At 59.2% G+C, this 16856-nt stretch carries 15 protein-coding genes, 1 pseudogene and 1 riboswitch; of the genes and pseudogenes, 14 read left to right on the top strand and 2 right to left on the bottom strand.

Annotated elements, in window-relative coordinates:
* From ACT8X9_RS09370 to ACT8X9_RS09320, 11 genes are all read left to right on the top strand, one after another.
* Positions 1-341, top strand: a 341-nt coding sequence (locus ACT8X9_RS09370; protein WP_444268802.1) for a hypothetical protein, incomplete at its 5' end; no start/stop codon positions are given.
* Between the two features lie 133 nt (positions 342-474).
* Positions 475-1260, top strand: coding sequence for a peptidoglycan DD-metalloendopeptidase family protein (locus ACT8X9_RS09365; protein ID WP_444268801.1), 786 nt, complete (start codon positions 475-477; stop codon positions 1258-1260).
* Between the two features lie 194 nt (positions 1261-1454).
* Positions 1455-2744 carry an NAD(P)/FAD-dependent oxidoreductase gene (locus tag ACT8X9_RS09360; protein ID WP_444268800.1) on the top strand — a complete coding sequence of 430 codons (1290 nt, stop codon included), beginning with the start codon at positions 1455-1457 and terminating at the stop codon, positions 2742-2744.
* A gap of 64 nt (positions 2745-2808) precedes the next feature.
* Positions 2809-3474 carry a (d)CMP kinase gene (gene cmk / locus ACT8X9_RS09355; protein WP_444268799.1) on the top strand — a complete coding sequence of 222 codons (666 nt, stop codon included), beginning with the start codon at positions 2809-2811 and terminating at the stop codon, positions 3472-3474.
* Entirely contained in the window at positions 3471-4079 is a 609-nt protein-coding gene (locus ACT8X9_RS09350; protein WP_227620342.1) for a lysophospholipid acyltransferase family protein, read from the top strand. Before cmk ends, ACT8X9_RS09350 begins: the two co-directional genes overlap by 4 nt.
* A 156-nt stretch (positions 4080-4235) precedes the next feature.
* Positions 4236-6146 carry a bifunctional 4-hydroxy-3-methylbut-2-enyl diphosphate reductase/30S ribosomal protein S1 gene (locus tag ACT8X9_RS09345; RefSeq protein ID WP_249234292.1) on the top strand — a complete coding sequence of 637 codons (1911 nt, stop codon included), beginning with the start codon at positions 4236-4238 and terminating at the stop codon, positions 6144-6146.
* 221 nt (positions 6147-6367) lie between these two features.
* Complete coding sequence (locus ACT8X9_RS09340; RefSeq protein WP_444268798.1) at positions 6368-6985, top strand: GtrA family protein; 618 nt, start codon at positions 6368-6370, stop codon at positions 6983-6985.
* Positions 6986-7042: 57 nt separating this feature from the next.
* Positions 7043-7180 carry a hypothetical protein gene (locus ACT8X9_RS09335; RefSeq protein ID WP_015565914.1) on the top strand — a complete coding sequence of 46 codons (138 nt, stop codon included), beginning with the start codon at positions 7043-7045 and terminating at the stop codon, positions 7178-7180.
* Positions 7181-7196: 16 nt separating this feature from the next.
* The gene (deoC, locus tag ACT8X9_RS09330; RefSeq protein WP_227620345.1) at positions 7197-7862 is read left to right on the top strand and encodes a deoxyribose-phosphate aldolase; all 666 of its coding nucleotides are present in this window, start codon (positions 7197-7199) and stop codon (positions 7860-7862) included.
* A 185-nt stretch (positions 7863-8047) separates the two neighbouring features.
* Positions 8048-8146: riboswitch (SAM riboswitch) on the top strand.
* Positions 8147-8256: 110 nt separating this feature from the next.
* Positions 8257-9411 carry a methionine adenosyltransferase gene (gene metK / locus ACT8X9_RS09325; RefSeq protein WP_444268797.1) on the top strand — a complete coding sequence of 385 codons (1155 nt, stop codon included), beginning with the start codon at positions 8257-8259 and terminating at the stop codon, positions 9409-9411.
* Between the two features lie 313 nt (positions 9412-9724).
* On the top strand, positions 9725-10864 hold the full coding sequence (locus ACT8X9_RS09320; RefSeq protein ID WP_444268796.1) for a ribose-phosphate pyrophosphokinase: 1140 nt from the start codon (positions 9725-9727) through the stop codon (positions 10862-10864).
* 119 nt (positions 10865-10983) lie between these two features.
* Here the strand turns inward: ACT8X9_RS09320 and ACT8X9_RS09315 are convergent, their stop codons facing one another.
* A complete protein-coding gene (locus ACT8X9_RS09315) occupies positions 10984-11331 on the bottom strand; it encodes an Hpt domain-containing protein (protein ID WP_249234295.1) in 348 nt (115 codons plus the stop codon).
* A gap of 10 nt (positions 11332-11341) precedes the next feature.
* On the bottom strand, positions 11342-13261 hold the full coding sequence (locus tag ACT8X9_RS09310) for a diguanylate cyclase (RefSeq protein WP_444268795.1): 1920 nt from the start codon (positions 13259-13261) through the stop codon (positions 11342-11344).
* Between the two features lie 505 nt (positions 13262-13766).
* Here ACT8X9_RS09310 and ACT8X9_RS09305 point away from each other — a divergent pair.
* The 3 genes and pseudogenes from ACT8X9_RS09305 to ACT8X9_RS09295 all read left to right on the top strand — a co-directional run.
* On the top strand, positions 13767-14813 hold the full coding sequence (locus tag ACT8X9_RS09305) for a substrate-binding domain-containing protein (RefSeq protein ID WP_249234297.1): 1047 nt from the start codon (positions 13767-13769) through the stop codon (positions 14811-14813).
* 167 nt (positions 14814-14980) lie between these two features.
* Entirely contained in the window at positions 14981-16522 is a 1542-nt protein-coding gene (locus ACT8X9_RS09300; protein ID WP_444268794.1) for a sugar ABC transporter ATP-binding protein, read from the top strand.
* Between the two features lie 18 nt (positions 16523-16540).
* Positions 16541-16856 (top strand): annotated as a pseudogene (locus tag ACT8X9_RS09295) (beta-methylgalactoside transporter); the annotation flags it as partial.

The following is a 16856-nucleotide window of genomic DNA, read 5'->3' as shown; positions in this document are numbered from 1 at the left end:
CTCACAAAGGCATACACCAAGCTATCCCTGAAAATAAGGTCCTGGTAGCTACCAATAAGGAGATGTTCCCGACTGCTGTTGTGGGTGACCCGACGAAACCGGTGTATTTCATTGGCACGGCTCAAATTGAGCAGCCGATTAGCGATAGCAATATGAAGCGGTATGCGCAGGAAATGCTGAATCGGCCGGTGGAATTGAATTTTCCGGATGACGTCAAGGAAGACGAGTATGATGACGGCTCGGAATTGACGGCTGCAGTTACGACTGTTACTATCAATAATCAGGTATATCTGATAGGACTGTTCAGCTATCAGATGTGTACTCCCACTAACGAAGGCTAAACCATAATAAGAGTTTTCTGGCCCCGGTCCGCCGGGGCCTTTTTGCGTCCTGATGAATAAACCCCGCTCCACCGCTCCAAACTACCACCAAAGAAACGATTCCGTACACAAAGATGGATTGGAGTAACGAACGATGGAGCAATTCAGAAAGTTTTTGCGGGACAAGGCCTTTGCACTGGTGCTCACCGCCTGCCTGCTGGCGGCGGCAGCGGCCGGAGTGTGGGCCGTGCGCACAGTGCGCAAGGAGCTGAAGAAAGATCTGGACGCGGTGCGCAGCCCGTCCAGCACTGCCCCCGGCATCGACGAGGGCATCCGCACATCACCCGGCCTTGCCGGAGAGGAGGAAGCCGAATGGCAGCAGCAGACCGCACCCGCCGCAAACAGCGTGGCCAATGTGCCCGAAGCCCGCAGCTCCTCCGGTGGAGCTGCATCCTCTTCTGGGGCGCAGTCTGGGTCTGGTTCGGTGCGCGAACCCTCCGCGCTGCAAACCGAATCCTCGCCTGCCAGCAGTTCGGCTGCGCCTGCCTCCACGCAGCCTGTCTCGGGGCGCGTCTTGAACAGCTACAGCGGCGATGAGCTGGTCTACAGCAAGACGCTGGGGGACTGGCGCACCCACAACGGCGTGGATTACGCCGCCGAAAAGGGCGCAGAGGTAGCCGCCCCGGCGGCGGGTAAGGTGGTGGAGACGGGCACCGACGACAAGTGGGGTCCCGTGGTCGCCATCGAGGACGAATCCGGCAGGGTCTGGCGGGTCTGCGGCACGGCGGATGCCAAGGTGAAAAAGGGCGATACCGTCTCGGCCGGGCAGACCATCGGCAAGGTGGGCAGCGTGAGCTGTGAGTGCGCCGAGGAGAGCCACATCCATCTGGAGGTCATGCAGGATGGCCGGTATCTCGACCCTGTGAAGGCCATGAAATAAGCAGAAATTCCCGGGCAGGTGCAGTGGAACGCTGTGCCTGCTTTTTTATCGCGGTCTTCCAAAACAGCGCCGCTGCAACAGGCAGTCCAGCCCAGCTGAAAAATGCGGACGGTGATGCATTGCTTTTGGACGTCGATTCTGGTATGATAAACTCGTATCAGTATGAAATGAAGGAAAAGCGGAGGGAACGAAGGATGAAGGTCTTAGTGATAGGCGGCGGTGCGGCCGGCCTGATGGCGGCGGGTGCGGCCCTGCGGCAGGGGCATGAGGTGACGGTGCTGGAACATATGGAAAAGCCGGCCCAGAAGATCCTCGTCACCGGCAAGGGCCGCTGCAATGTCACCAACGACTGCACCGCAGAGGAATTTCTGCACCATGTGCGGACGAACCCCCGCTTTCTGTTCTCGTCGCTGGGGGCGTTCCCGCCCGCCAAGACGATGGAGCTGTTCGAGTCGCTCGGGGTGGAGCTGAAGGTGGAGCGAGGACGCCGGGTGTTCCCGGTGTCGGACAAGGCCGAAGAGATCCGGCAGGCCCTTCTGCGGTACGCCGAGGGGGCGGACATCGTCCGCGACGGGGCGAAAAAGCTGCTGCTGGAGCCGCTGGCTCAGCCGGAGGAAGCGCCCGCCGCGCCGGAAAATCCCCGCCACCCCAAGAAGAAAAAGCCCGGCCCGGCCTGCCGCTGTGTGGGCGTGCGGGGCACCTCGGGCCGGGAGTACAGGGCGGACGCCGTGCTGGTGGCGACGGGCGGCCTGAGCTACCCCACCACCGGTTCCACCGGCGACGGCTACAAGCTGGCCCAGCAGGCGGGCCACACCCTCGTGGAGCCTGTGCCCAGCCTCGTCAGCCTCGTCAGCCACGACGCCGACTGCAAAAAGATGATGGGCCTCGCCCTCAAGAACGTGACGCTCACCCTCCACGAGGACGGCAAGGCCATCTTCGAGGAGCAGGGCGAGATGCTGTTCACCCATTTCGGCATCAGCGGGCCGCTGACCCTCAGCGCCTCGAGCCATCTGGGCGATATGAAAAAACACAGGTACGAGGCTTTTATCGACCTGAAGCCCGCCCTCAGCGAGGAGCAGCTTTATGACCGCATCACCCGGGATTTTGCCCTGCTGGCAAACCACGCGGCGCAGGGCGCACTGGTGAAGCTGCTGCCGTCCAGTATGCAGCCGGTCATGGTGGCCCGCTGGGGCATCGACCCGGCCACCAAGGCCAACCAGATCACCCGCGAGCAGAAGCGGGAGCTGGTGCAGCTGGTGAAGCACTGGCGGATATCCATCGATGCCCGGGGCGACTTAGCCCATGCCGTCATCACGTCGGGCGGCGTGTCGGTGCGGGAGGTGGACCCCAAGACCATGCAGAGCAAAAAGGCGCTGGGCCTCTACTTCGCAGGCGAGGTGCTGGATGTGGACGCCTACACCGGCGGATATAATTTGCAGATCGCGTTCTGCACGGCGCAGAGCTTTGCGAATAATCTGGGATGACCTTTCCGTCTGCGAAGCCGTGACGGAGAGGCTGAACCGTATTTATATAAAAGGAGATAGAAAAATGGTATCTGTTGCGATCGACGGGCCTGCGGGCGCAGGCAAATCTACACTGGCGCGGCGTCTGGCCGCAGAACTCGGCTACATCTATGTGGACACCGGTGCGATGTTCCGCACCATCGGCCTTTACGCCCTCCGGGCGGGTAAGGACCCGAAGGACAACGAGGCGGTCAACGCCCTGCTGCCCGAGATTTCCCTCAAGTTCGCCTTCATCGAGGGCGAACAGCACATCTACCTGAACGGCGAGGACGTCAGCACGGCCATCCGCACCGAGGAGGTGGGCATGGCGGCATCTGCCGTGGGCGCAAACCCGGAGGTGCGAGCCTTCCTGCTGGGAATGCAGCGGGATATGGCCAAGACGCAGGACGTCCTGATGGATGGCCGCGACATCGGCACTGTGGTGCTGCCCGATGCGACGGTGAAGATCTTCCTCACCGCCAGTCCCGAGGCCCGCGCCACCCGGCGCTGGAAGGAATACCAGCAGAAGGGCGTTGAGGTCTCGTATGAGGAGGTGCTGGCCGACGTCCGGCAGCGGGACTATCAGGACACCCACCGCGCCGCAGCCCCCCTCCGACAGGCCGACGATGCCCAGCTTCTGGACACCTCGGAGATGAACTTCGAGCAGAGTCTGGAGGCCATGAAGAAGATGATCGTGGAGAAGGTCGGATGATACTATATTATATTATTGTGCCGCTGGCATGGCTGGTGTTCAACATCGGCTTCCGCGTCCGGTGTGAGGGCCGGGAAAATCTGAAGAAGGTCGGCACGAAGGGCTGCATCATCGCGCCCAACCACATCTCCGCCATCGACCCGGTCTTCATCGTCATTACCCGGTTCTGGGGGCAGCGGATGATGGTGTTCGCCAAGAAAGAGCTGTTTGAGATAAACCCGTTCCTGTCGTGGTTCTTCCGGTGTGCGGGCGCGGTCTGCGTCCGGGGCACGAAGGAGGAGGTCGGTGCCATCGACGACACGGTGAAAAAGTGCAAAGAGGGCGGCACCCTGCTGATCTTCCCGGAGGGCACGCGGGAGAAGGAAAATGCATTCCTCCCCCTCAAGAGCGGCCTCTTCGTCGTCGCAGCTGCCGCCGGTGTGGACGTCGTGCCCTGCCGCATCCATTACGACACGCCCGACGGCAGGATGAAGCCGTTCTGCCGGGTGCGGGTGGTCTACGGCGAGCCGATGCCCGCCGCCCGGTTTTCGATGGAGGGCCGCCGCGACCTCAGAAAGCTGCGGGAGAATAAGCAGGCCGTCTTGGAGGCGTGGGAAAAGCTGTAAAGGCGGCTTGCCCTCTCCGTCACGGCTTCGCCGTGCCACCTCTCCCAAAGGGAGAGGCTTGGCCTTCCCGCTGCGCTTGAAGGCTCTCCCTTTGGGAGAGCTGTCGAGCAAAGCGAGACTGAGAGGGTAAGGACGCTAAGATAGGAAGGACGAGCAATGGAAATCAGACTTGCAAAGACCGCCGGCTTCTGCTTCGGGGTAGACCGCGCGGTCAAGCTGACCTATGGTTTGCTGGAAGAGGGGCACAAGGTGGCCACCCTCGGCCCCCTGATCCACAACCCCCAGACGGTCGAAGACCTTGAGCGCCGGGGCGCGATGGTGGCGGACACCCCTGCCGATGTGCCCGCAGGCTATGAGGTGGTCATCCGCAGCCATGGCGTGCCCCGCAGCATCTACGACGAGCTGGAGGCCCGGGGCTGTGTCTACCACGACGCCACTTGTCCCTTTGTGCGGAAGATCCAGAAGATCGCCGCCGAGGCCGAAGCCGCCGGTGCGGTGCTCGTGGTGGCCGGAGACGCCTCCCACCCGGAGGTGCAGGGCATCGTGGGGCATACCCGGGGAGAGGTATTTGTTTTTGGCGATCTGGCCCAGCTGAAGGCGTGGAAAGGCCCTTCTGACCCCCAAAAGCCCATTTTTGCGGTTGCACAGACCACATTTCAGGTAACAAAATGGCAAGAAAGTTCGGAGTTTCTCAAAAAAGCCTATACAAACGCCCGAATTTTTGATACAATATGTAATGCGACGTGGGCGAGGCAACAGGAAGCGGAAGACCTCAGCCAACAATGCGACATCATTGTTGTCATTGGCGGTCATCATTCTTCCAATACCCAAAAGCTGGTACAGGTCGCCGCAAAGCATACGCGAGCCGTAACGGTCGAGACCGCGAGCGAACTTCGGCCGGAATGGTTTGCAGATGTAAAGACGGCGGGCGTCACAGCCGGGGCTTCAACGCCATCGTCTATTATTGAGGAGGTACTTAACAGTATGAGCGCAGAAATCAATGACAGCATGAGCTTTGAGGAGATGCTGAACGCATCCGAGGAAAAGCGTGTTCATGCAGGCAGTATTGTGAAAGGAATCGTGACCAGCATCTCTGCCAACGAGATCCAGGTGGATATCGGAGCTAAGCAGACCGGCTTTGTCAAGCTGAGCGAGCTGACCGATGATTCCTCCGCCAAGGTCGAGGACCTGGTGAAAGTTGGCGATGAGCTGGACCTCATCGTCGAGAAGGTTATGGATCAGGATGGCGTTATCCAGCTCTCCCGCAAGAAGCTCGCATCTCGCAAGGGCATGGAAGAGATCGCCAAGGCAGCTGAGTCCGGCGAGGTCGTCGAGGGCGACGTCACCGAGTTCAACAAGGGCGGCGTTGTCGTCAACGTCAAGGGCGTCAAGGTGTTCGTCCCCCGTTCTCAGGCCACCATGCGCCGCGACGAGGATTACACCGCTCTGGTCGGCCAGCACGTTCAGCTGGTCGTCACCGAGTGCTCTGGCCGCAAGATCGTCGGCAGCATCAACAAGGTCACCGCTGAGCAGAACAAGGCAAAGCGTGAGGAGTTCTGGGCAAACGTCGAGGTCGGCAAGACCTACACCGGCGTCGTCAAGAGCCTGACCTCTTACGGTGCATTCGTTGACATCGGCGGTGTGGACGGCCTGTGCCACATCAGCGAGCTGAGCTGGAACCGCATCAAGCATCCCTCTGAGGTCGTCTCTGTGGGCGACACCATCGAGGTGTATGTGAAGGATATCGACACCGAGAACCACAAGGTCTCTCTGGGCTACAAGAAGGCTGAGGACAATCCTTGGGAGCAGCTGAAGAACAACTACCCCATCGGCAGCACCTTCCACGCTCCGGTCGTGTCCCTGACCAAGTTCGGTGCATTCGTCCGCATCCTGCCGGGTGTTGACGGTCTGGTCCACATCAGCGAGATCAGCAACGATCGCGTTGAGAAGGTCTCCGACGCACTGAAGGTCGGCGATATGGTCGATGTGAAGCTGCTGGATGTTGACTTCGACAAGAAGCGCATCAGCCTGTCCATGAAGGCTCTGCTGAACGACGACGCTGAGTAATCAGCCCGCAGCATAGTCTCTTCAGACACAATGCGAACAACAGCCCCGTTGCCGGGAAAACGGCGGCGGGGCTGTTTTTGTATCGCCCTCTCAGTCGCTGACGCGACAGCTCTCCCGGAGGGAGAGCCACTGGCGTGCCGGTCGGACGGATACTGGACGAGTGAAGTTTTCTTGTCTCGGAGACAGTAGTGCCCTGCTGGCGACGGAAGGTTTTGAAATCAATGAAAAACTGGTTTGTAAAGCACCGCGAGGTGCTGGCTTATCTCGTCTTCGGGGTGCTGACCACCCTGCTGAACATCGTGCTGTACACGCTGTTCAGCGGGCTTTTCGGGTACGAGGCCGCCAACAGCTGGGGCAATGTGCTGGACAATCTGCTCTGCATCCTGTTCGCCTATCTCACCAACCGGGCATTCGTCTTTGCCAGCCGGACACAGGGCAGGGAGGCGCTGAAGGAATTTGGTGCATTCGTCACCTGCCGTCTGGGCACACTGGTCTTGGACGCCGCCATCATGATGGTCTTCGGCAACCTGCTGGCCGCACAGGGCACAGCGCTTGTGGAGGGCTTCATGAATGGTCTGCTGAGCGCAGCGGCGAATTGGTTTGGCCCGGACACGGTGCTCCACATGGCGACAAGCAGCATAACGCCCCCTGCATCTGTTTCGGACGGCTCTGCCGCCATCGCCGTCATTGGCGGCGCTGACGGCCCCACCGCCATCTTTGTCACCAGCTTCTACGATGCCCAGGCTCTGTGGGGCCTCGCCGTCAAGGTCTTTTCCAATGTGGTGGTGGTCGTGCTGAATTATGTGTTCAGCAAGCTCATTGTTTTTAAGCGCAAGTGAGATGTTTTTTCGCCAACGGCGGAAAAATATCCAATATAACTTAGGAGGTACGGTATTATGAAACGTGGTCTGAAAGGTTTTGCATTTCTGGTCTCCGGCCTTGTGCTGGGCATCATCGGCGCAACGGTGTCTGCAACGGCCATTGCCCTGAGCGCTGTCGGCATGGCAAAGGTGCGCCGTGCCACCAAAAATTGATTCAGGAGGAAAAAACATGAATCGAGAAGAGATCCTGTCCCACGTCGATCACACCCTGCTCAAGCCTGAGGCCACATGGCCCCAGATCCAGACCCTGTGCGACGAGGCTATCGCAAACCACACGGCCTCTGTCTGCATCAACACCTGCTATGTGAAGCAGGCCGTCGAGTACATGGCAGGCCGCATCCCGGTGTGCTGTGTGGTCGGCTTCCCTCTGGGTGCGATGGACACCGCCTCCAAGGCCTTTGAGGCCAAGACCGCCATCGAGAACGGCGCAGCCGAGGTGGATATGGTCATCAACATCGGCCGCCTGAAGAACGGCGAGTACGACGCCGTGCGCGAGGACATCCGCGCCGTCAAGCAGGCTGTGGGCGATAAGATCCTGAAGGTCATCATCGAGACCTGCCTGCTGACCGACGACGAGAAGCGCAGGATGTGTGACATCGTCTGCGAGGCAGGCGCTGACTACATCAAGACCAGCACCGGCTTCTCCACCGCAGGCGCAACCTTCCACGACGTCGAGCTGATGGTCAAGGGCGTGGCAGGCCGCTGCAAGGTCAAGGCTGCTGGCGGCATCTCCACCGTGGACGATATGGAAAAGTTCCTCGCCCTCGGCGCAGACCGTCTGGGCACCTCCCGCGCCGTCAAGATCCTGAACGGCGAGCAGGCAAAGGGCTACTAAGCTTCCGCTCCGCAAAGGGCACAGCTCCGGCTGTGCCTTTTCTGTTTGCGGGGGAAGGCTGCGCTCTGACAGAAAAGAAATGAGGGCGGGTGCATCATTTTCAAGAAAATGCCGAAAAAGAGTGCGGCCCTTCTTGACATTTCGACGCAGCAATGATAAGATATTACCCGGACAAACTGAATACCGACTTATCAAGAGCGGCTGAGGGGACAGGCCCTGTGAAGCCCGACAACCTGTGCGTGAGCATAAGGTGCCAAATCCTGCGGGAAACCGAAAGATAAGAGTGCAGACGCTCCGAACTTCGGTTCGGAGCGTTTTTTTGTTGCATGAGCTTGATGAACGTGTAGGAAGCTGTCAAGAATAATACACACCCCAACGCCAAGGAGGTACAAAAATGGCAAAAAATCGTCTGTTTACGTCCGAGTCCGTCACCGAGGGCCATCCCGACAAGATCTGTGACCAGATCTCCGACGCCATCCTCGACGAGATCCTGACCCACGACCCCGACGCCCGCGTGGCCTGCGAGACCTGTGCATCCACCGGCCTCGTTCACATTATGGGCGAGATCACCACCAACTGCTACGTCGATTTTCAGAAGATCGTCCGCGAGGTCGTGGCGGATATCGGCTATACCCGTGCAAAGTTCGGCTTCGACGCCGACACCTGTGCCGTCATCTCCAACATCGACGGCCAGAGTCCTGACATCGCCCTCGGCACCAACGACGAGGTCGGCGGCGCAGGCGATCAGGGCATGATGTTCGGTTATGCCTGCGACGAGACCCCCGAGCTGATGCCCATGCCCATCAGCCTCGCCCACAAGCTGGCCAAGAAGCTGACCGAGGTGCGCAAGAGCGGCGAGCTGGACTACCTGCGCCCGGACGGCAAGAGTCAGGTCACGGTGGAGTATGTGGACGGCAAGCCCGCCCGCGTGGACGCTGTGGTCATCTCCAGCCAGCACAGCGAGGCCGTCAGCATGGAGCAGCTGCGCGCCGACGTGATGGAAAAGGTCATCAAAGCTACCATCCCCGCCGAGCTGCTGGACGAGAACACCAAGTATTATATCAACCCCACCGGCCGCTTCGTCGTGGGCGGCCCTCAGGGCGACACCGGCCTGACTGGCCGTAAGATCATCGTCGATACCTACGGCGGCTACGCACGCCACGGCGGCGGCGCATTCTCCGGCAAGGACCCCAGCAAGGTGGACCGCAGCGCCGCGTATGCGACCCGCTGGGTGGCCAAGAACATCGTGGCCGCCGGTCTGGCCAAGCAGTGTGAGGTGCAGGTGGCCTACGCCATCGGCGTGGCAAAGCCCGTCTCCATCATGGTGGACACTTTCGGCACCGGCGTCGTGGAGGACGAGAAGATCGAGAAGGCTGTGGAGAAGGTCTTTGACCTGACGCCTGCCGCCATCATCCGCACCCTCGACCTGCGCAAGCCCATCTACCGCAAGCTGGCTGCCTACGGCCACATGGGCCGCGAAGACCTCGGCGTGAAGTGGGAGAACACCGACCGCGTCGAAGAGCTGAAGGCCGCAGTCGCAGCCCTCTGAGCGCGAAAATAGAATAGAATGACTTTTATCGCAATTTTCAAAAATAGCGCCTATCAGAATAGCATATTTGCGATATGCAGTTTGCGGATGCTGCCTGTGCATTAAAAACGCAAACTGCTATGAGCCGGAGATTGTATGTTTTTTGTAAAAAACACATAGTCTCCGGCCTTTTTTGGAAAAAGAGATGTGCAAGGCGCAGAAAATGCGAGTTTTTAGTGTCGAAACGCCGAAAATGTGATAGAATATGTACCGGATATGCACTTCAACGTCTGATTTTATCGACCGATAAAAGAAACATTAAGGAGCTGTAATTATGTCTGTCATTATCCCCAAGGATTGCTTCCACCAGCCTCAGGTCGCCGACCTGCGCCTCATCGCCTGCCCGGGTGCCGAGGAGCTGACCGACCTCATCGACAAGCATCTGGTGCGCTGGGCCGCTGAGGCCGGATACAAGACCGAGAGCTTTATCATCGAGAGCGCCTGCCCCCGCTTCCAGAGCGGCGATGCCAAGGGTCTGGTCAAGGAGTCGGTGCGCGGCGACGATATTTTCATCGTGGTCGATCCCGGCAACTACAGCGTGACCTACAAGCTGTTCAACTATGAGAACCACCTGTCTCCCGACGACCACTTCGCCAACCTCAAGCGCCTCATTCAGGCTGTGGCGGGCAAGGCACACCGTGTGTCCGTCATCATGCCCAGCCTGTACGGCGGCCGTCAGCACCGCCGCGTGTCCCGCGAGAGTCTGGACTGCGCGGTGGCCCTGCAGGAGCTGCAGGCCATGGGCGTCAAGAACATCATCACCTTCGATGCACATGACCCCCGCCTGATGAACGCTGTGCCTCTGATGAGCTTCGACAACGCCATGCCCACCTATCAGGTGCTGAAGAGCCTGCTCAAGAAGAACCCCGAGATCAGCTTCGACAAGGACAAGTTCATCGTGGTCAGCCCCGACGAGGGCGCCATGAGCCGCAATATGTACTTCTCCAGCGTGCTGGGCTGCAACCTCGGTATGTTCTACAAGCGCCGCGACTACACCCGCGTGGTCAATGGCCGCAACCCCATCGTGGCCCACGAGTATCTGGGCGACTCCGTTGAGGGCAAGACCGTCTTTGTGGCCGATGACATCATCGCATCCGGCGAGAGTATGCTGGAGGTCGCCACCAACCTGAAGGAGCGCGGCGCAAAGCGCATCATCGCCAACGCCACCTTCCCGCTCTTCACCAGCGGCCTTGAGAAGTTCGACAAGGCTGTGGCCAACGGCACTCTGGACTACGTCACCGGCACCAACCTGACCTACCGGATGCCTGAGCTGCTGACCCGCGACTGGTACGTCGATGTTGACGTCTCCAAGTACGCCGCTTACTTTGTCGTGGCCCTGAACCACGATATGTCCGTTTCCAGCATCATCGACCCCATCAAGAAGATCGAGGCCCTGCTGGCAAGCCGGAAATAATGACAGACGACCCCTGATATTCTTCCAATAAAATGAACCGCCCCCGTAGTGCTGCTGCACCATGGGGGCGGTTTTGTTGTCTGCTAGAGGCTCTCCCAAAGGGAAAGGCTGGGCGAGGTTTACTCCAACTCCTTCAGCGCCGCCACGACCCGCTGATACTCCTTCTCCACGGGAGGGAAGAGGGTATCTGCGCCGTCCAGCGTGCCGCCGCGGAGTGCTTCGGTCAGGGCGCTTGCGGGGGCGTAGAGGGCATCGAAGCCAAGGTTCTGGCAGACGCCCTTGAGGGTGTGGGCGGCACGGAACGCCGTGGGGGCGTCCTGCGCTTCCAGCGCCTTTTTCAGGTTCGGGAAGCTGTCGTCCTGCAGGAATTTCAGGGCGAAGCGGCGGACGAAATCCGCGCTGGGCAGGCGCTCCATCACAGCCTTATAATCGCCGCCAATGGCGGCATACATTTGTTCCAACGTCATTTTTTATACCTCATCCAAGAGAAGTTTCGTCAAAGGGTAGTCTTTTTTCTGGGGGGGGGGCGGGGGTATCCATCCCGGCCTCCTCTGCGAGGCGGTCTTTTACGTCACGCAGGCATTCCAGAAGCAGCGGGTTGAATGCACCATACGTTCCGGCTTCCAGCTCGGCGATGGCCTGCGCCTGCGGGAGGGCCAGATGTTTGTCCCCCTTGCCGACCAGACCGTCGTAGGCATCGGCCAGTGCGACCACCTGCGCCGCGATGGGGATGCTGTCGCCCTTCAGGCCGTCGGGATAGCCGCTGCCGTCCCAGCGCTCATGATGCCAGCGGCAGATCTGGAGCGCGAACTTCACCAGCGGCTCGTCCTGATACTGGGCCAGATTTTCCAGCATCTGCTCACCCAGAATGGTGTGGGTGCGGAGGATGGCCTTTTGCTCCGGCGTCAGGTCGGGGGCGTTGAGGATGCGGTCGTCAATGGCCATCCGTCCGATGTCGTGGAGGGCGGCCGCCGTTGCGATGAGGCGGCGGTCGGCCCCGGTCAGGTTGTAGCGGTCGGTCTTCTGGCAGAGCCGTTCCAGCAGGATGCCCGTGATCCGCTGCACCCGGGGAATGTGGTGGGAGCTTTCGCCGTAGTGGACCTCCATGACCTGACTGAGGATGCCGAACAGGATCTGGTCGTTTTTCTCGCGGTCGTAGAACTGCTGGGACACCATGGCCCGGAGCCGCCGCTGACGGGCGTAGAGCCGGGTGATGTTGGTAACACGGCGGTGGACGATGCGGGCGTCGAAGGGGCGGCTGATGTAGTCCGAAGCGCCCAGCTCGTAGGCACGGCGGACGGTCTGGGCGGAGTCCTCGCTGGAGATCATCACGACGGGGAGATCTTCGAGCAGGCCCTGCGCCGCCATCCGGGACAGTACATCGAAGCCGTCCATGTCGGGCATCACGATGTCCAGCAGCAAGATGGAAAGCTCGGGGCCGCGTGCATCCAGAATCTCGAGGCACTCTGCCCCATTGGAGGCTTCCAGAACTTCGAAATCATCGGAGAGGATCTCGGAAAGAATGTCCCGGTTCATGGGCGAGTCGTCCACGATAAGGACCGTCGGGCGGTGGGCGTTCCCGGAGCAGACAGAGTTGGGGGCGACGTCCTCGGTGACGACGGTGTTCTTGCAGCGCTTGGCAAGATACATCCGCTTATCGGCTACCACCACTGCGTCGCTGATGGGGATGTCTGCGGCCATCACGCCGCCGATGCTGGCCGAGAGCTGCAGCTTGCTGAACTCGGGCAGGTGGGCCGTGGAGAGGCGCTTGCTGATGTACCGGAGCTTCTGGACAAAATGCTCGGCAGGTATATTGGGCAGGACGAGCAGCAGCTCGTCGCCACCGTACCGCACCAGCATATCAGTGGAGCGGATGCAGCGGTGGATGATAGAGGCGGTGAGCCGGAGCGCCGCATCGCCCGCCGCGTGGCCGAAGGTGTCGTTGCAGAGCTTGAAGTCGTCAAGGTCGATCATGGCGACACCGGCGTTGAGGTATTTGTGCTTCAGCTCCTCCTCATAAAAGCGGCGGTTGTAAGCCCTGATGAGGGGGTCCGTGTAGAGCTGCTCGTCGGAGTGGAGCGTCCGCAGGGCACCAGAGTCCAGCGGAAGGACCATCTCGATAACAGACGGCTCACCGTCGATCTCGACGTAACGGGCGATGGCCTGATAGAGCTTGCTGCCCATCGTTTCCAGCTTGGTGCACTGGCATTTTCCGGCCAGCGCTTCGCGGCCCACACAGCTGGTGCAGGGGTGGGCGTTTTTCCACGGCGGATAACAGGGCTGCTCCGCTAATGTCTTCCGGTCGAGCAGACGGACGATGGGGAATATCTTGCGCAGGCAGGCCATTTCCTCTTCGGCCTGCTGGCGCGTCATAATATGGTCGGTAAGTTCGGACATGTGTCGCTCCTGTGATAACGGGGGGTGATGACGTGGGAGGGGGCAGAAAAACTGCGGACCTTCTGCGACAAACAATTATATATAAGTCTATGTTACCACAAGGAGAGGAAGCTCGTCAATGCAGGAAGATGGATTTCCAAAAAGGAATGGAAGTTTCCCGGGAAACCTGACAAAATAGAAATTTGGCGCAGACCGATAAAATTGTTGCATCTTTGGGCAGAGGAGACAGAAGATCCTGTAACCATTTTGCAAGAAATTACGCACAGACACACGATTTTTGGACGCAAGTTGCACAAACATGAAGAATTGTGCTGCTTAACAAAAAGATTTTGGGATACAACAGAAGGTCTTGTGGAACACGCACAAAATATAACAAAGAATCTTGTTGATTTGTTCTATTGCGAACAGTTCCGCAGATGGTTATAATACAAACAGAAACCGCGAAACGTGCAAAGAGTGCGATTTGCGAAATGCTGTGACAAGCGTAATGAAGGAGAACAAAATTATGAAAATGATCTCTCGTCGTGACTTCCTGAAGGCTTCCGCTGTTGTGGGTGCTGCTGGTGTCCTGACTGCCTGCGGCGGTTCCTCTGCCTCTACCGCTGCTTCCTCTACTGCAGCTTCTACCGCTGCTTCCTCTACCGCCGCTGCTTCCGGCTCTGCCAACATCGGCGTCTGCATCTATCAGTTTGCAGATAACTTCATGACCCTGTACCGCACCGATCTGGAAGAGTACCTGAAGGATATGGGCTACGCCGTCACCATCGTCGATGGCAAGAACGACCAGAACACCCAGACCGAGCAGATCAACACCTTCCTGCAGCAGGGCGTGGATGTGCTGGTCATCAACCCCGTCCAGACCACTTCCGCACAGACCATCGTTGATACCATCAAGCCCTCTGAGACTCCCATCGTCTTCATCAACCGTGAGCCCGACAAGAGCGTTCTGGACTCCTACGCAGACAAGTGCTGCTACGTTGGTGCTGACGCACGTCAGTCCGGTACTTATCAGGGCGAGCTGATCCTCGAGACCGAGACTCAGGGCGACATCAACGGCGACGGCAAGATCACCTACATCATGTGCAAGGGCGACCCCGAGAACATTGATGCTCAGTACCGCACCGAGTACTCCATCAAGGCTCTGACCGACGCCGGCAAGGAAGTCGAGTGCCTGTACGAGTACCTGGACAACTGGGATCAGACCACCGCACAGCAGGACGTCGCAAACGCTCTGGCACAGTACGGCGAGAAGATCGAAGTCGTCTTCTGCAACAACGACGCAATGGCACTGGGCGCTCTGCAGTCTCTGCAGCAGGCTGGCCGTACCGTCGGCAAGGACGTCTATCTGGTCGGTGTTGACGCACTGAGCGAGGCTGTCCAGAATGTCGTCGATGGCAACATGACCGGCACCGTCCTGAACGATGACGTGGGCCAGGCTACCGCCGCCGCAGCTGCTACCAAGCTGTACGTCGAGGGCAGCAAGGTCGAGCAGTACTACTGGGTCGACTACGTCAAGGTCACCAAGGAGAACGCTGCACAGTACATCAAGTAAGCAGCCAAAACCCTATCGTTGCAAGGTGCGCAGTGAACCAATAAGGCTTGATTAAGAGCTAAAAAGCGCGTGCGTGCGAGAAAAAATCTCCGCGCACGCGCCTTGTTTTGAAAAGCCGATGGCAAAAACGGCACTTTTGAGACCCATAGACAAGGAGGCTCTGAGGAATGTCAGAATACCGTCTGGTAATGAAAGGCGTGGTAAAGACCTTCCCCGGCGTGAAAGCGCTGGACCACGCGCAGTTGGAGCTCCGCCCCGGCAAAGTCATGGCCCTGATGGGCGAGAACGGTGCCGGTAAGTCCACCCTGATGAAATGCATGTTCGGCATTTACAAGATGGATGAGGGCGAGATCGAGTACGAAGGCGAAAAGGTCAACATCCCCACCCCGCTGGATGCACTGAACCGCGGCATCGCGATGGTGCATCAGGAGCTGCAGCCCATCCCGGCCCGCACCGTGGCAGAGAACATCTGGCTGGGCCGCTATCCCACCAAGAAGGCTGGTCCCATCACCATCGTGGACCACGCCAAGATGTATAAGGACACCGACGAACTGCTGAAAAAGCTGAAGCTGGATATCAAATCCCACGCGAAGCTGGGCAGCCTGAGCATCGCACAGATGCAGATGGTGGAGATCGCAAAGGCCGTCTCTGCAAACTGCAAGGTGCTGATCCTGGACGAGCCGACCTCCTCGCTGACCGCGAACGAAGTCGAGTCGCTGTTCCGCATCATGAACGAGCTGAAGGAGCAGGGCGTCGCTCTGGTTTACATCAGCCATAAGATGGACGAGATCAAGGTCATCGCCGACGAAGTCACCATCATGCGTGACGGCCACTACATCGGCAAGTGGGACGTCGCCAACATGACCAAAGAGGAGATCATCGCCAAGATGGTCGGCCGTGAGCTGTCCAATCTGTATCCCCCGCTGGAAAATCACCCCTCCGATGAGATCATGATGAAGGTGGAGGACTTCACCTCCATCCATCCGCGCTCCTTCCGCCACTGCAGCTTCGAGCTGAAGAAGGGCGAGATCCTTGGCGTGGCAGGTCTGGTGGGCGCACAGCGCACCGAGCTGATGGAGGGTATCTTCGGCCTGCGTGCCCACACCTCCGGCAAGGTGTGGATCAAGGGGCAGGAGGTCAACATCAAGCAGCCCCGCGACGCCATCCAGCACAGCGTGGCTCTGTTGACAGAGGATCGCCGCGCGACTGGCATCATGGGTGTGCTGAGCGTGGCCGACAACATCTCCATCGCCTCGCTGGATGCGCTGCGCAAAGGGCCTATCATGCTGGACGATAAGAAGATCCTCGAGCTGGTGGCCACCAACAAAGAAAAGATGGCCATCAAGGTGCCCAGCCCCAAGACGGCTATCAAGAGCCTGTCCGGCGGCAACCAGCAGAAGGTGCTGATCGCCCGCTGGCTGGCCAACAACCCCGATGTCCTCATTCTGGACGAGCCTACCCGAGGCATCGACGTCGGCGCAAAGTACGAGATCTACTGCATCATCGCCGACCTGGCAAAGCAGGGCAAGAGCATCATCATGATCTCCTCGGAGATGAGCGAGATCATCGGTATGTCCAACCGCGTCATGGTCATGTGCGATGGCCGCATCACCGGCTTTATCGACGGCAAGGACGCTACGCAGGAGAACATCATGGCTCTGGCGACCCAGTTTGAGACCGCGCCCGAAGCGGCGGCGGCCAATCAGTAAACAAGGAGGCTGTCTATCGTGGAAGCTACCAAGAAAGTAACGGGCAAGTCTGTAAAGAAGTGGCTGGGCAACAACGCCATCATCGTCCTGATGCTGGCCGTGTCCCTCATCGTCGGCATCATCCATCCCAACTTCTTCGCACTGGCCAATATCATCAACCTGTTCAAGAATGTCTCGATCCGCTACATCATCGCGCTGGGCATCTCCGGCTGTCTGATCACCACCGGCAACGACCTGTCCGCAGGCCGTCTGGCTGGTTTTGCCGCCTGTCTGGCCTGTATCTTCGCCCAGACCGAGGGCGCTGCCGGTAAGTTCTACCCCAATATGCCCACCC

Origin of the sequence: Faecalibacterium sp., from assembly GCF_052358865.1 — a bacterium.
Classification (GTDB): Bacteria; Bacillota; Clostridia; order Oscillospirales; family Ruminococcaceae; genus Faecalibacterium; species Faecalibacterium butyricigenerans.
The sequence above is the reverse complement of the archived record's forward strand: the minus strand, read 5'-3'. Positions and strand labels throughout refer to the sequence as shown.

Coding starts and splice junctions, on each gene's coding strand:
- ACT8X9_RS09320 (WP_444268796.1), top strand. CDS start 9,725: ATGTCTGTCATTATCCCCAAGGATTGCTTCCACCAGCCTCAGGTCGCC.
- ACT8X9_RS09305 (WP_249234297.1), top strand. CDS start 13,767: ATGAAAATGATCTCTCGTCGTGACTTCCTGAAGGCTTCCGCTGTTGTG.
- ACT8X9_RS09335 (WP_015565914.1), top strand. CDS start 7,043: ATGAAACGTGGTCTGAAAGGTTTTGCATTTCTGGTCTCCGGCCTTGTG.
- metK (WP_444268797.1), top strand. CDS start 8,257: ATGGCAAAAAATCGTCTGTTTACGTCCGAGTCCGTCACCGAGGGCCAT.
- ACT8X9_RS09300 (WP_444268794.1), top strand. CDS start 14,981: ATGTCAGAATACCGTCTGGTAATGAAAGGCGTGGTAAAGACCTTCCCC.
- ACT8X9_RS09360 (WP_444268800.1), top strand. CDS start 1,455: ATGAAGGTCTTAGTGATAGGCGGCGGTGCGGCCGGCCTGATGGCGGCG.
- ACT8X9_RS09340 (WP_444268798.1), top strand. CDS start 6,368: ATGAAAAACTGGTTTGTAAAGCACCGCGAGGTGCTGGCTTATCTCGTC.
- ACT8X9_RS09345 (WP_249234292.1), top strand. CDS start 4,236: ATGGAAATCAGACTTGCAAAGACCGCCGGCTTCTGCTTCGGGGTAGAC.
- ACT8X9_RS09350 (WP_227620342.1), top strand. CDS start 3,471: ATGATACTATATTATATTATTGTGCCGCTGGCATGGCTGGTGTTCAAC.
- cmk (WP_444268799.1), top strand. CDS start 2,809: ATGGTATCTGTTGCGATCGACGGGCCTGCGGGCGCAGGCAAATCTACA.
- ACT8X9_RS09365 (WP_444268801.1), top strand. CDS start 475: ATGGAGCAATTCAGAAAGTTTTTGCGGGACAAGGCCTTTGCACTGGTG.
- deoC (WP_227620345.1), top strand. CDS start 7,197: ATGAATCGAGAAGAGATCCTGTCCCACGTCGATCACACCCTGCTCAAG.
- ACT8X9_RS09310 (WP_444268795.1), bottom strand. CDS start 13,261: ATGTCCGAACTTACCGACCATATTATGACGCGCCAGCAGGCCGAAGAG.
- ACT8X9_RS09315 (WP_249234295.1), bottom strand. CDS start 11,331: ATGACGTTGGAACAAATGTATGCCGCCATTGGCGGCGATTATAAGGCT.